This is a genomic window from Acinetobacter sp. YH16051, assembly GCF_013417135.1.
GTDB lineage: Bacteria > Pseudomonadota > Gammaproteobacteria > Pseudomonadales > Moraxellaceae > Acinetobacter > Acinetobacter towneri.
Window position 1 is genome coordinate 75,197 of record NZ_VPEN01000005.1, and the last position, 14,056, is coordinate 89,252.

A 14,056-nucleotide genomic window follows, 5' to 3' on the forward strand; every position below is an offset into this window, starting at 1 on the left:
ATTTATAACACAGGGATTCAGCGCGTGATTTCAACTAAATCTGTGAAACCCGCTTTGCAACTGGCCTATGTCAAACTCATGATGGATGTGATTGGCAGAGGTTTAGTCATGGCAAGTCAGGTCGATGAAGAAATTAAACAAGAAGTTGCCAAATTTCCCAGCAACTTTGTGTTGTCTATGAAAGTTTTTCCGAATGGTCCAGCCTTTGTTGCCAAAGTCACTGCAGATCATCAATTAGAACTGTTACAGAATACGGCACAAAAACCCGATTTAACCATTACCTTTAAACACTTAAATCATGCATTTTTAGTGTTTTCATTTCAGGAAAGTACCGCACAGGCCTTTGCGCATGACCGCATGATTGCCGATGGTGATGTGTCTTATGCAATTCGCTTGGTACGTTGCCTGAACAAAATGGAAGCACTGATCTTGCCTAAATTACTGGCAGAACTGGCGGTAAAACAATATCCGACTGAACTCAGCTTAAAAGAAAAACTATCAGGTGCAGCCAATATCTATCTAAAAGTTGCCCAATCTTATTTCAAACGGAGTGCATAACATGGCGAAGCCTTATTACGAATTTTTTTGCCCAGTCAAAGTCATTGCAGGTCATGCAGCGCTTGAACATATTCCGTTTGAATTGGCGACACTCGGTTCGCAGCGCCCAATGATCATTACCGACAAAGGCGTGCGTTCCAACAATTTGCTTGCACCGATTGAAGCGGCTTTTGAATCTACCGATGCCGTGATTGGCTATGTTTTTGATGATGTCCCGCAAGATTCAAGTGTGGCGACAGTTCGCCGTGCTGCGCAGTTGTACCGCGAAAACAACTGTGATGCCATTATCGCGGTGGGTGGCGGTTCAGTCATTGACACCTCTAAAGCCACCAATATTTTAGTCAGTGAAGGTGGTGATGACTTATTGCAATATTCAGGTGCGCATAACTTACCACGTCCACTGAAACCTTTTTTTGTGATTCCAACCACATCAGGCACAGGTTCAGAAGTGACTATGGTTGCGGTGGTATCCGACACCGAAAAGAACGTCAAAATGCCATTTGCATCGTATTACTTAATGCCACATGCAGCCATTTTAGACTCACGTATGACGCAAACTTTGCCACCACATTTAACGGCAATGACGGCTATGGATGCCATGACGCACGCCATTGAAGCTTATAGTTGCATGGCAGCCAACCCAATTTCTGATGCTTATGCTACTGCAGCAATTAAAAAAATCAGCAATAACCTGTTCAATGTATTAGACAACCCAAGCGATGAACAAGGCCGTTTGGAACTGGCACAAGCATCTACTATGGCGGGCATTGCATTTTCAAATTCCATGGTTGGTTTAGTGCATTCCCTAGGTCATGCGTTGGGTGCTGTGGCACATTTGCCACATGGACTGTGCATGAATTTATTCTTGCCATACGTGTTGGAATACAACAAAGACGTCAATGCCGATAAAATTGCCGAGCTGCTATTACCGTTGGCAGGCGCAGACGTCTATGCGCAAACCCCTGCACATTTACGTGCCGATAAAACCATTGCGACACTCTTAGCTATTCGTGACCGCTTATATGCACTGACCAAATTGCCACGCACTTTACAAGAAACTGGTAAAGTCAGCGAAGCACAATTAGATGAAGTCGCTGAAAAAGCCCTGAACGATGGTTCGATTATTTACAACCCGAAAGAAGCCAATTTAGAAGAACTCAAAGCTATCTTAAAAAAGGCTTGGTAATTCCTACAAAATAGGCGAACATAGCCGAAAATCTAGCCTGATGTTTTTCTAAACATCGGGCTTTTCATTGGTAGACTGCTGCGTCTGATGTTTTTTCATCAATATGGCGTTTTTTCTGCTAAAAAAGAAAGCAAAGATACTGACAAAGCGCGTCATTATGGAGTAGATTGGCGCGTTTTTACTTTTTATGTAGGGGGGATTGTTCGTCTCAAACAATCCTGAACAAACATGACTGATCCTTGATCAACGATTAAGAGGATAACGCCGTTGACAAATATCTCTGGGACTCAATCGGCAGCTAAACTGCAAAAAACGCTAGGACTCTGGCACATTATTATTATTGGTTTAGCCTACATTCAACCGATGACGTTATTCGACACTTTCGGCTTAGTATCGGAAGAAAGTCATTTTCACGTACCCACATCTTATATTTTTGCACTGGTTGCCATTCTTTTAACTTCTTTAAGTTATGGTCACATGATTCGTCGTTATCCTTCTTCTGGGTCGGCGTATACCTATGCACAAAAATCGATTCATCCCAACGTTGGTTTTATGGTGGGTTGGTCATCTTGGCTAGATTATTTACTCTCGCCAATGGTCAACATCATCTTGGCGGTGATTTATCTGGAAGCCTTATTCCCTGATGTGAATCACTGGATTTGGGTGGTGGTACTCACGGCATTTATGACGGGTGTCAACTTGCGTGGCGCGCGTTTTGTCGCCAACTTTAACAGTATGATCGTTTTGGTACAGTTGGTGGTCATTGGCGTATTTACATGGATGATGTACACCAAACTTCAGGCAGGCTTCAATGCCGATGGTCCAATTACTGCCGAGCAACGTTATCAGTTATGGAGCTTAGAACCTTTCTGGAATGAACTTACTTCGGTAGGCGCATTGATTACAGGTGCAACCCTACTCTGCTTCTCATTTACAGGTTTTGACTCACTCAGCTCACTTGCAGAAGAAACCAAAGACACTGAAAAAACCTTACCGAAGGCAATGTTCTTAACTGCGCTAATTGCGGGTGTAATTTTTATTGTCAGCACCTATTTCATGCAGATTTTCTTCCCAAATGAACCGGGCAGCTACTTTAAAAATATTGCAGAAACGCAGCCAGAAATTCTGCTCTTGGTCGGCGGCTCGCTGTTCCAGTCTTATGTGCTTGCCTTTGCTATTGTAACGGTAATGGCATCTGGTATTTCGGCTCATGCAGGCGTTTCGCGTTTAATGTACGTGATGGGTCGTGATGGCGTGATTAACAAAAAAATCTTTGGTCATATCAGCCCACGTAGCTATACACCTTCATACAATATTTTAATTGTAGGTGCTGTGGCGTTAACTGCTGGTTTTATGAACTTGGATTTTGTCATTTCATTAATCAGTTTTGGTGCCCTCACCGCATTTAGCTTTGTGAATTTATCGGTGATTTCACGTTACGCGCTACGTGATGGTCGTACCAAAGGCTTTAAAGACCTTCTCAATTTTGTGATCGTACCGTTGTGCGGCTTTATTGCAGTCTTTGCTTTATGGCTCGAAGTCGATGAAACTTCATTGAAGTATGGCTTATGGTGGGCAATGTTTGGGGTTTTATACCTCGGTTATAAAACCAAAGGCTTTAAACACCCTGCTCCGCAGCACAATGAGTTTGATGATCGCTAAGACAAATAGCATCACAACTTTAAGATCAGGCGCTTTATGCGCCTTTTCTTATGCCTCAAATGGATTGCAGCGTTAAATCAGCAAAATAGCGAAAACAAAAAAGCTGAGTACAGTTTTGTCTCAGCTTTTTATCTATCAATTGTACGCATTGATGCTAAAGATCGCATTAAATTTGAAATGAATTGATGCTCAAATTAGAGCAATGCTTTAAAACCTTGCTGACGCCATGCCTCATACACAATCACAGCCGTTGCATTAGACAAGTTTAAACTGCGTGAGTTTTCTGCCATGGGTAAACGAATCCAGTGCTGCTGCGGAAACAACATGCGTACTGCTTCTGGCAAACCACGTGTTTCAGGCCCCATCAACAAGGCAACAGGTCGGTTTAAATCCGAAGTATGTGGTGTTTCTGTGCCTTTGGTGGTCAATGGATAAATCGCATCTAACCCCACGCCTTTGCTGTCTAAATTAGCCAAGCATTGCTCAAGATTGTCCCAAATTTGCATACGTGCCCATTCGTGATAATCCAAACCTGCACGTTTCAGCTTTTTATCATCCAGCTCAAAACCCAATGGCTTAATCAAATGCAATTGCGCACCTGTATTGGCACACAAACGAATGATATTGCCTGTATTGGCTGGAATTTCAGGCTCATATAAAACAACGTGGATCACAAATTTTCTCTACTTTTCACAATCCCTCCTCAGCTCCCTTTAGAAAATGTGGGAACTCCCCTCTTTTTAAAAGAGGGGTTGGGGGAGATTCATTACCATTTCAACTGTTCACGTAAATTGACCACTTCACCAATAATGGTCAAGGTAGGTGCCTGAATGTGATGCTGTGCGACTTTACTGGCAATATCCGCCAACGTCCCCACCACCACTTTTTGTTCAGGTGTCGTGCCTTTAGAAATTAAGGCGACAGGCATATCCGCCCGTTGTCCATGTGCAATCAGTTTTTCACAAATGCTTTCTAAGCCAACCAAGCCCATATACAGCACCAAAGTTTGCTGTTCATACACCAATTCTGACCACGGCAATTCAGGCGAACCTTCTTTTAAATGTCCAGTAAGAAAACGCACACTTTGCGCATAATCTCGATGAGTCAGTGGAATACCTGCATAAGCCGAACAGCCCGAGGCTGCGGTGATGCCCGGTACGACCTGAAATGACACACCTGCTTCATACAATTCTTGAATTTCTTCACCGCCACGCCCAAAAATAAACGGATCGCCACCTTTTAAACGGCAAACTCGCTTACCTGCTTGTGCATATTTCACCAATAATGCATTGATGCCTTCTTGCGGTACAGCATGGTTAGAACGTGCTTTTCCGACATAGACTTTTTCGGCATCACGGCGACACAATTCTAAAATAGGTGCAGACACCAAACGATCATAAATCACCACATCGGCTTGCTGCATTAAACGCAAGGCTTTTAAGGTCAGTAACTCAGGATCACCTGGCCCTGCACCAACCAAATACACCTCGCCTTTCGGTGTTTGCCATTCCGCTAAAGCCTGTTGGATACTTTGGTTTGCAGCGTCAAGATTGTCGTTGAACACCTGTTCTTTAAGAGGACTGGCATATAGCTCCTCCCAAAAAATACGGCGCTCATCTGGATTTACAATTTTCTGTTTTACTGCGGCACGCCACTGACCTGAAAACTCTGCCAGTTTGCCCATACCATGCGGAATGGTACTTTCCAGTTGTGTACGAATTTGACGTGACAATACAGGCGATGTGCCATTACTCGCGACTGAAATCACCAAAGGCGAACGGTCAATGATGGCAGGCACCATAAAACGGCAATGTGGTGGATCATCAACACTATTGACCAGCACATTTTCGGCTTCGCAAGCTGCAAAAACTTGCTGATTGACCAAATTGTTATCCGTTGCAGCAATCACCAAACGATAGTGACGTAACGCAGTAGATGGACTAAAAACATCCTGTACATACTGCCCCTGACTTTGTTGCACCAGTTGCAATAAATTGACATCAATTTCAGGGGCAAGCACATCAACTTTTGCGCCCGCTTTAGCCAGTAACACCGCTTTGCGATAAGCAATATGCCCACCGCCCACAATCAGACAAGGTTGCTGCTGCAACTTTAACGAGATTGGAAAAATATCCACACTAAACCTCAATATTTAAATCTGATTGTAAGCAATTTCATCCTAAGTCGACCTGCACTCAACTTAGTCAATAAACTCTAAACCGCCCATGTACGGACGTAATACTGCAGGAATTTCAATCGAACCATCGGCACGTTGATAGTTTTCCATAACAGCCAATAAAGTACGTCCTACCGCCAAACCTGAACCGTTTAATGTATGCACAAATTCAGTTTTCTTTTGGTCGGCACGGTAGCGTGCTTTCATACGACGCGCTTGGAAATCCCCCATGTTTGAGCATGATGAAATTTCACGGTAAGTGTTTTGACTTGGCACCCAAACTTCTAAGTCATAGGTTTTGGTTGCGCCAAAGCCCATATCGCCACCACATAGAATAATTTTACGGTACGGTAAACCAAGTGCCTGCAAAATACCTTCTGCATGTCCAGTCAATTCTTCTAAAGCCTGCATTGAGGTTTCTGGTTTTACAATCTGCACCATTTCGACTTTATCAAATTGGTGTTGGCGGATTAAACCACGAGTATCGCGACCATAAGAACCTGCTTCGCTGCGGAAACAAGGGGTATGAGCGGCATATTTTAATGGCAAGCGTTCAGGATCAATGATTTCATCACGCACAAAGTTGGTTACTGGAACTTCGGCAGTTGGAATTAGATAGTGTTCTTTTTCACCTTGTAGCTTGAACAAATCTTCTTCAAATTTAGGCAGCTGACCAGTACCACGCAATGAATCTGCATTGACCAAATACGGTACATACGCTTCGGTATAACCATTTTGAACAGTATGCGTATCTAACATGAACTGTGTAATCGCACGTTGTAAACGCGCCAATGGCCCTTTCAGAACGCTAAAACGAGAACCTGTTAATTTGGTTGCAGTTTCAAATTCCAAACCACCCATCATTTCGCCAAGGTCGGTATGATCTTTAATTTCAAAATCAAACTGGCGTGGTGTGCCCCATTTCAATACTTCCACATTATCAGCTTCATCTTTACCTTCAGGCACAGACTCATCTGGCAAGTTTGGAATAGACAATGATTTAGCTTCTAACTCATCTTGTAACTCTGCCAAAGCCACTTCAGCGGCTTTGATTTCATCGCCAATAGCAGCCATGCGAGCCATAATTTCAGAAGCATCACCACCTGCTTTTTTAATCTGACCGACTTGTTTTGCGCCCGAATTACGCTCTGCCTGTAATGCTTCGGTTTTAGATTGCAATTCTTTACGACGTGCTTCAAGTGCTGCCCACTCTGCCACATCTAATTGCACACCACGTTTTGCCAAGGCTAAATTTACAGCCTCAATATTATTTCTGAGTAATTTCGGGTCAATCATAGCCAATCTTGGAATAAGAAAAAAACTGGCTATAGTGTAAGCGCTTCGGGTTAAAAAATACAGTAACCCGATTCACGGCTGCACCTTATTACAGCAATCTCTGCGTATTTTTGTGCAATTTTATTGGCTAGGATACTGCGGCAAACTTGGCAAATATTCAGACTTTATTAATTTTTCTGTCGCGTAGTAAGGCAGAATCAACTCAGGCATACCTTCTGCATAAGATGCCAATTCATACAACGGGTAGACAAAGACCAAACCATTGGCGCCATAATAAAAATTATCGCTCAGTTTAAACTTTTCACGGGAAATATCATGTTCATCTAGCCAGTTATAATTATGGTTAAATAATTCTTCTGTCATTTTGGCTTCCGTATTGGGCAGCATAATATCTTGCAACGCCAAACGCTTTTTCTGTTTTAAATCAAAAGTCACAAATTCTTGGTGATGAATACCATGTGCTGCACCCGCAGGGTAACTATAGCTTTGCAAACTAAACGTCGCTAAATTGGCATGTTGCCCGATATAACGCACATAGCTCGAACTCTGACTCAGTCGCATAGGATCGGTTTCTTCTACCTTTGGCGTTGCAGTTGATGCCGCAGCTTCAGAAAATGCAATTGGGTCTGCCTTTTGCAAACGCTGCATAAAATATTCATCAATCCACGCCACATTGGTTTTTACTGTCTGAATATCGTAAGCAGTACAGCCTTCTTCATCACAAATTTGCTGTTGTGGCAATTTAAGCGCCACCACTTTAGCTTGAATCACAGGAATCTCGGCTGTGACAGATGCAGGCGCAGCTTGCTCAGTTTCGGTTTTAGAAGTTGCCTCACTCTTTGGCTGACATGCAGTCAACAACAGAACCGAACTTAAAGCGACAGCACCCAAAAACACCTGTGATTTTAAATATTGCATTAAATTCCCCTTCTACCACGATTCATAAAGTCCAATGATTAGAAATGCAAACCTGCACAAATCTTGCGATAAAATTGCTTCAATTGAATTAGTCAAGACTATAGATAACTCTCGCTGTTCAATCCTAGAGCAGTTGTGTAACGGAATAATCGGGGGATAAAGTTGCTTAAAATTAATGCTCATATTTTTGTATGATTATTTTTATTTTTTCATTATAAATCAAAATATTGATAACACATCATTAGTGCAAAATGATGATCTGTGATGACTCAGTCTATATCCTGCATACTGCAAAATGTGAATTATCCCAAGATTTATCCACAGAAATTGTGGATTTCTCGGGAAGAATATTCAAATAAATTTCCGCTATGCTGAAGCTGAAAACCTTCTCCCTGTGGGAGAAGGCTAGGATAAGGAATAACAAATTATGCTTTTAAAAGAATGTATGAAAACATTCAATTATTGATCAATAATGTCCGTGCCTTTTGGTGGAGTAAAATTAAAAGTTGAGGCTGGTATCGCCGCATTGACTTTTACATTATTAAAGCGCACATGCGTGGTTTGTCCCAATGAGTCCTGTAAAATCATTAAGGTTGGCGCGTTACGCGCACCAAAACTAATGGTTAAACTCTGAAATACGCCATCATCACTTTTTGGGTATAAGGTGTAATAAGTCTTTGACTTATTCGGCTGGGTCACACGATACGACTGCATGATTTGATTGGTATTGCCCGAAAGCAACAACGCAGGCGTATTTGCCACTTGATCATCTAGGCTTTGGCGTACAGCTTGTTGTAAGTCTGGGTCATAAATCCATACGGTTTTACCCGTAGTCACAATTGTTTGTTTGGCTGGACTGGTGGTTTCCCAAAAGAATTTACCTGGACGCTCAACTTTCATAACCCCTTTAAAATTCTGGTTCATGTGCTGTGCCGATAAACCACGGTTTGGCAAAGCCTTGCCATTGTTGCTAACTTTTGTGGTTTGCTCAAAATTGGCGGTAAAACTTTTAATACCATTCAATTGTTTAACAAGGTTTGCTGTCGCTTGTTGCTCCGATGCTGCCACTGGCGCAGCAAACACTGTAGTACTCATGATTGGCGCTAAAGTGGTTGCACCCAATGCCACAGCACACATCGTTTTACGAAGCATATTCATAGATTCACCTTTTTATATTTGCTCAATCGCAATGTTTTGGATGTCCCATCTTAAACCAATTTCTGGCGCTAATATGATAGAAAATAAGAAGTTTTGTATGCTTATTAATATAAAATGTAGAAATTTATCCATCATGATGAAGAACTAAAAGTTATCCTTTGACCCTAATTTTCCATCATACAAGCATAAAAAAACCCACAATCACTTGTGGGTTTTTTCACTATTTCAGCTTACGCTTCAACAGATACGTAGCGACGGCCAAATTGACCTTTCACTTCGAATTTTACTACGCCGTCAGCAGTAGCAAATAAAGTATGGTCACGGCCCATACCTACGTTTGCACCAGCGTGGAATTCTGTACCACGTTGACGAACGATGATGTTACCAGCAGTTACAGTTTGACCACCGTAAACTTTAACACCTAACATCTTAGGATTCGAATCACGACCGTTCTTAGTCGATCCACCGGCTTTTTTAGTTGCCATGTCTATTTACTCCTAGTGATTAGCCTGCAATACCAGTAATTTTCAACTCGGTAAACCATTGACGGTGACCTTGTTGCTTACGGTAGTGTTTACGACGACGCATTTTAACAATACGGATTTTGTCGTGACGACCATGACCAACCACTTCTGCAGTTACTTTAGCGCCAGCAACAACTGGAGCACCGATTTGAACGTTGTCACCGTTTACAACCATTAATACGTCATCAAACGTAATAGTTGCGCCAGTTTCAGCTTTCAATAATTCAACTTTAAGGGTTTCACCCTCAACAACACGGTGCTGTTTACCACCGCTTTGGATTACTGCGTACATAATGTACTCCAAACATGCCCGTGTCGTCGTGCCGATAAAGGGATATATCGATCTTAAAACGAACGCCACTGGGGGTTATTCAAGGGCAAAGATTTTAAGCGATATTCGCACAAACAACAAGCCATTTACGGCAATTATTGCACAACAAGGTTGATTATTTAATACCCAGCCGCGTAAATGACTTTCTGCAGCCTCATCCATATTCAATGGATCAATCAATACAGACAGATTGTGTTGGCGTAAACTGCTGTGCTTGTTAAAATCATGCCCAACTTGAGCAAATAACTGAATTTACCCACAAAGTTATTGACTTCGTTTTCTAGTAGAATTAACAATTACAGCATTTGGCAGGTGCCTAACTATTGCATTCATTGCGTTATTTTCGCAGACTTAAGCAGTTTTCTTGGCTGTAACATAAGTTACAACTGATTCAACTAAGTTGTCATTCAATATTATTGAGGTTTCTCTTCACATGACCATCGACTTTAAGCAAGACATTCTCGCCCCTGTTGCTTCTGATTTTGCCGCGATGGATACATTTATTAATGAAGGGATTACCTCTAAAGTCGCGTTAGTGATGGCGGTTAGTAAGCATGTGGTCGAAGCTGGCGGTAAGCGCATGCGTCCAATTATGTGCTTACTTGCTGCCAAAGCTTGTGGTGCAGAAGATTTAGAGCGTCAACGTAAACTGGCTGCAATTATTGAAATGCTGCATACCGCAACTTTGGTGCATGATGATGTGGTGGATGAGTCTGGTTTACGTCGTGGTCGACCTACTGCTAACGCCACTTGGAATAACCAAACAGCGGTTTTAGTCGGTGACTTTTTAATCTCCCGCGCCTTTGACTTATTGGTCGATTTAAACGATTTGGTATTGCTAAAAGACTTTTCTACAGGGACTTGTGAAATTGCCGAAGGTGAAGTTTTACAATTACAGGCACAGCATCAACCTGACACTACAGAACAAATTTATTTAGACATTATTCACGGCAAAACTTCACGTTTATTTGAACTTGCCACTGAAGGTGCAGCAATTTTAACAGGCACGCCACAGTACCGCGAGCCGTTGCGTTTATTTGCAGGACACTTTGGCAATGCCTTCCAAATTATTGATGATATTTTAGATTACACGTCAGACGCTGAAACATTAGGTAAAAATATTGGCGATGATTTAATGGAAGGCAAACCAACTTTGCCTTTAATCTCTGCATTAAGAAATACCACTGGCGAACAACACCAAATTATTCGTCGCAGTATTGCGACAGGTGGTACTTCTGACCTCGATCAGGTTATTGCCATTGTGCAGTCCTCTGGCGCTCTCGATTATTGCCGCCAACGTGCCACAGAAGAAACAGAAGCCGCTATTGCCGCTTTAGAAGCACTGCCAGACTCGGAGTATCGTCAGGCCTTAAAGAATTTAGCCTTATTGGCTTTACATCGCATTCAATAATTTAAGCAGCTTATGCATATAAAACTCAACGATTTATTTAGAAAAATGCAAGAACAGCTGGATACACCAAAAGCTGTTCTGGATGAAAATCTGCTGATTGAACTGGTCAATCGTATCCGTCCAAGTGACACTCAAGATTTAGAAGAAACTCATCAAAAGTTTCAAGCTTTCTTACAAGCCTTGCTGCTGACACCCGATGCCAGCTCAACCTTGCAACATTTTGTTTTACGTCTAATCAATCAATACAAACAAACCAGTTTATATGCCGACACGGGAATTTTATCGCTCGATGGTTTTTGGAATCAGTTGTTTCAGCGTTTGGGCGCGCACTTTTTACCGCTGATTAATGATGAAAGCCAACTGCAAGATTTAGTCCGTCGAGTTTTTCCACTACGTAGTGATAAATACTGGCTCGACAATATTGAAGATACCGAATGGCAGCAATTATTTACTTTACTGAATCGCGGACATGGCGGACAAACACAAAAACGCCTGATTCGCAGTGAAATTATTAAAGCTCTAACAGTGCTGTCATATCGGGTCAGCGGCATTGGTTTATATCCTGAATTTATTAGTGCCTATCCTGAACTAAGTGAATATGATTCACCTTTTTTGGCACAAAACCGCGAAATCAACGAGTTTATTCAGCTTTATAAAGTTGCCGATCAACAACACGATCAAATCAGTGCCATTCAACCACCCGATGCCTCTCAAGCTTTGGTGATGATTGACCAATGTCATGATGTCAGCAGTAAAATTCGTCGTGCCACCAAACGAACTGGCGTCAGCATCAGTCTGACCTACTTATTGTCTTTACTTGAACAATGTTTAGAGCGGATTGAACTGTTGCTGAATTTAATCGTGGCGCAAGACAAAGTCCGTTATGTTTCGGCAGGACAATTACTGGTAGATGTAACTGCGGCATTGTATAGCGAACGCAGTGTACGCTCCTTGCTTGCAGAAAACAGTGAGTTAATTGCCTTACAAGTCACTGAAAATGCTAGTAAAACGGGTGAGCATTATGTAAGTACCGACAAAGACGGCTTTTGGGGCATGTATAAAGCTGCGGCAGGTGCAGGTGTTTTAATTGCCACGATGGCGACTTTAAAAACCCTCGCCTCGCGTTTAGTGCTCGCTCCGATGATGCAGGCCATCATCAACAGCATGATTTATTCATTTGGTTTTATGCTGATTCATGTCTTGCACTTTACTGTTGCCACCAAACAACCCGCAATGACTGCTGCAGCATTGGCTTCTACGGTACAGCATCGTAAAGGCTCTAAAATGGCACAAATTGCCGAACTTGCTGCCTTAATTATTAATATTATCCGCACGCAGTTCGTCGCCATTTTGGGCAATATCTCGATTGCCATTCCAGTCGCAGCCTTAATTGCTTTTAGTTGGGATGCCATGTTGCATGAACCGTTGATGTCACATGCCAAAGCATCCAATATGCTGCACGACTTGAATCCGTTTACTTCACTTGCCATTCCACATGCCGCCATTGCAGGGGTATTTTTATTTCTGTCTGGTTTGATTGCAGGTTATTTCGATAACATGGCCGTGTATCGTAAAGTCGGGCCACGCCTAAAAGCCCATCTGCATTTAAAAAAGCTACTCGGGCAAGAACGTCTCAATATATTTTCCAATTATATAGAACGAAACTTAGGGGCTTTGGCAGGTAATTTCCTGTTCGGGATTATGCTCGGCAGTACCGCCACACTGGGTTATATTTTGGGTTTACCGATTGATATTCGCCACATTGCCTTCGCTTCTGCCAACTTTATTCAGGGTTTAATGAATATTAATGGCTCACCTGAAATTGGCCTGATTATTGTGTCCTTTTTAGGCGTACTGCTAATTGGTTTAACCAACTTATTTGTCAGCTTTACTTTAACCATTATTGTGGCATTGCGTGCGCGTCGGGTACGTTTTGAACAGTGGAAACCTTTGGCAAAATTGGTGCTGACTCACTTCTTAACCCGTCCAAGTGATTTCTTTTGGCCACCGAAACAACCAATTACAGTGGATGACGATGCATCCTCAAATACTGAACGAAATGCTAAAATTTAGTGCACATTTACATTGCGCACAAAGTAACAAAAAAAGAAATTCTTCTCATTTACATTGGCTTGAAATAAAGTGTACTGACTAGTACACTTTATTCCATTCATCAACCGTGCTCAAATCGGTTAAACTTACAGGGATTTTTAGCATGCCTAAAATACTGCTTTATCTCGGTAGTTTACTATTTATAATCAGTGTGTTAGTGCTAAACATTCCAAGTTGGCAACAATTTGATGTTGCCAGTGTGGAGTTTTTAAGTACCCAGCGCACCGCACATTTGAATCAATTGGCAATCACACTTTCTGTATTAGGTGGCATGCCATTTGTATTATTTTTAACCTGCCTATGGTGTTTCTATTTGGCATGGTATAAAAAATACACAAAAATTGTTTTTATCAGTGTAGGACTGGTCGTAAGTATTGCGCTTTCATGGCTGCTCAAATACCTATTCGCGCGACCTCGCCCGCCTGAAGCATTGCATTTGGTGGAAACTTTTGGCGCATCATTTCCAAGCGCTCATAGTTTTTATGCTGCAACTTTAGGTTGTTTGGTGATTTACCTGAGTTTGCAACATCCAGCGCATAAAATTTTGTCTGTGTGCGCGTGGTTATGGATGTTGCTGATGGGCATTTCCCGTGTGTATCTGGGAGTGCACTATCCTTCAGATGTCCTCTCTGGTTGGAGCATAAGTTTTATTTGGATCACATTGTGGTATCTGTTTTGCGCTCAATATCTGCAAGACAAACCAATACATAAGTTTAGATAAAAA

Annotated in this window: 13 protein-coding genes; 6 read left to right on the plus strand and 7 right to left on the minus strand. The window is 42.1% G+C overall.

Annotated features, from left to right (window positions below; genetic code table 11):
• The first annotated feature begins 24 nt into the window (after window positions 1-24).
• From FTV41_RS06105 to FTV41_RS06115, 3 genes are all read left to right on the plus strand, one after another.
• On the plus strand, window positions 25-558 hold the full coding sequence (locus tag FTV41_RS06105; protein ID WP_026438100.1) for a hypothetical protein: 534 nt from the start codon (window positions 25-27) through the stop codon (window positions 556-558).
• A 1-nt stretch (window position 559) separates the two neighbouring features.
• Entirely contained in the window at window positions 560-1,744 is a 1,185-nt protein-coding gene (locus FTV41_RS06110; protein WP_096901030.1) for an iron-containing alcohol dehydrogenase, read from the plus strand.
• A 267-nt stretch (window positions 1,745-2,011) separates the two neighbouring features.
• Complete coding sequence (locus tag FTV41_RS06115; RefSeq protein ID WP_004972258.1) at window positions 2,012-3,406, plus strand: APC family permease; 1,395 nt, start codon at window positions 2,012-2,014, stop codon at window positions 3,404-3,406.
• A 194-nt stretch (window positions 3,407-3,600) separates the two neighbouring features.
• On the opposite strand, the gene FTV41_RS06120 is transcribed toward FTV41_RS06115, so the two are convergent.
• From FTV41_RS06120 to rplU, 7 genes are all read right to left on the minus strand, one after another.
• Window positions 3,601-4,080 carry a tRNA (cytidine(34)-2'-O)-methyltransferase gene (locus FTV41_RS06120; RefSeq protein WP_136144597.1) on the minus strand — a complete coding sequence of 160 codons (480 nt, stop codon included), beginning with the start codon at window positions 4,078-4,080 and terminating at the stop codon, window positions 3,601-3,603.
• A gap of 92 nt (window positions 4,081-4,172) precedes the next feature.
• Window positions 4,173-5,543, minus strand: a complete 1,371-nt coding sequence (gene cysG, locus FTV41_RS06125) for a siroheme synthase CysG (protein WP_004972262.1) — start codon at window positions 5,541-5,543, stop codon at window positions 4,173-4,175.
• 63 nt (window positions 5,544-5,606) lie between these two features.
• Window positions 5,607-6,878 (minus strand): serine--tRNA ligase, encoded by a 1,272-nt coding sequence (gene serS / locus FTV41_RS06130; RefSeq protein WP_179996285.1) that lies wholly within the window; start codon window positions 6,876-6,878, stop codon window positions 5,607-5,609.
• A 120-nt stretch (window positions 6,879-6,998) separates the two neighbouring features.
• A complete protein-coding gene (locus FTV41_RS06135) occupies window positions 6,999-7,796 on the minus strand; it encodes an RsiV family protein (protein ID WP_131260689.1) in 798 nt (265 codons plus the stop codon).
• A gap of 459 nt (window positions 7,797-8,255) precedes the next feature.
• Entirely contained in the window at window positions 8,256-8,954 is a 699-nt protein-coding gene (lolA, locus tag FTV41_RS06140) for an outer membrane lipoprotein chaperone LolA (RefSeq protein WP_096902723.1), read from the minus strand.
• A gap of 230 nt (window positions 8,955-9,184) precedes the next feature.
• Window positions 9,185-9,439 (minus strand): 50S ribosomal protein L27, encoded by a 255-nt coding sequence (gene rpmA / locus FTV41_RS06145; RefSeq protein WP_004760935.1) that lies wholly within the window; start codon window positions 9,437-9,439, stop codon window positions 9,185-9,187.
• Window positions 9,440-9,458: 19 nt separating this feature from the next.
• The gene (rplU, locus tag FTV41_RS06150) at window positions 9,459-9,770 is read right to left on the minus strand and encodes a 50S ribosomal protein L21 (protein WP_004972275.1); all 312 of its coding nucleotides are present in this window, start codon (window positions 9,768-9,770) and stop codon (window positions 9,459-9,461) included.
• 472 nt (window positions 9,771-10,242) lie between these two features.
• Between rplU and sdsA the strand changes: the two genes are divergently transcribed.
• The 3 genes from sdsA (at window position 10,243) to FTV41_RS06165 (ending at window position 14,053) form a co-directional block, all read left to right on the plus strand.
• Window positions 10,243-11,220: an All-trans-nonaprenyl-diphosphate synthase gene (sdsA, locus tag FTV41_RS06155; RefSeq protein ID WP_104853134.1), complete on the plus strand. Its 978-nt coding sequence runs from the start codon at window positions 10,243-10,245 to the stop codon at window positions 11,218-11,220.
• A 12-nt stretch (window positions 11,221-11,232) separates the two neighbouring features.
• Window positions 11,233-13,293, plus strand: a complete 2,061-nt coding sequence (locus FTV41_RS06160) for a site-specific recombinase (protein WP_179996286.1) — start codon at window positions 11,233-11,235, stop codon at window positions 13,291-13,293.
• A gap of 142 nt (window positions 13,294-13,435) precedes the next feature.
• Window positions 13,436-14,053: a phosphatase PAP2 family protein gene (locus tag FTV41_RS06165; RefSeq protein WP_004972280.1), complete on the plus strand. Its 618-nt coding sequence runs from the start codon at window positions 13,436-13,438 to the stop codon at window positions 14,051-14,053.
• The last annotated feature ends 3 nt before the right edge of the window (window positions 14,054-14,056 follow it).

Coding starts and splice junctions, on each gene's coding strand:
- FTV41_RS06135 (WP_131260689.1), bottom strand. CDS start 7,796: ATGCAATATTTAAAATCACAGGTGTTTTTGGGTGCTGTCGCTTTAAGT.
- rpmA (WP_004760935.1), bottom strand. CDS start 9,439: ATGGCAACTAAAAAAGCCGGTGGATCGACTAAGAACGGTCGTGATTCG.
- FTV41_RS06165 (WP_004972280.1), top strand. CDS start 13,436: ATGCCTAAAATACTGCTTTATCTCGGTAGTTTACTATTTATAATCAGT.
- rplU (WP_004972275.1), bottom strand. CDS start 9,770: ATGTACGCAGTAATCCAAAGCGGTGGTAAACAGCACCGTGTTGTTGAG.
- lolA (WP_096902723.1), bottom strand. CDS start 8,954: ATGAATATGCTTCGTAAAACGATGTGTGCTGTGGCATTGGGTGCAACC.
- FTV41_RS06160 (WP_179996286.1), top strand. CDS start 11,233: ATGCATATAAAACTCAACGATTTATTTAGAAAAATGCAAGAACAGCTG.
- FTV41_RS06110 (WP_096901030.1), top strand. CDS start 560: ATGGCGAAGCCTTATTACGAATTTTTTTGCCCAGTCAAAGTCATTGCA.
- serS (WP_179996285.1), bottom strand. CDS start 6,878: ATGATTGACCCGAAATTACTCAGAAATAATATTGAGGCTGTAAATTTA.
- sdsA (WP_104853134.1), top strand. CDS start 10,243: ATGACCATCGACTTTAAGCAAGACATTCTCGCCCCTGTTGCTTCTGAT.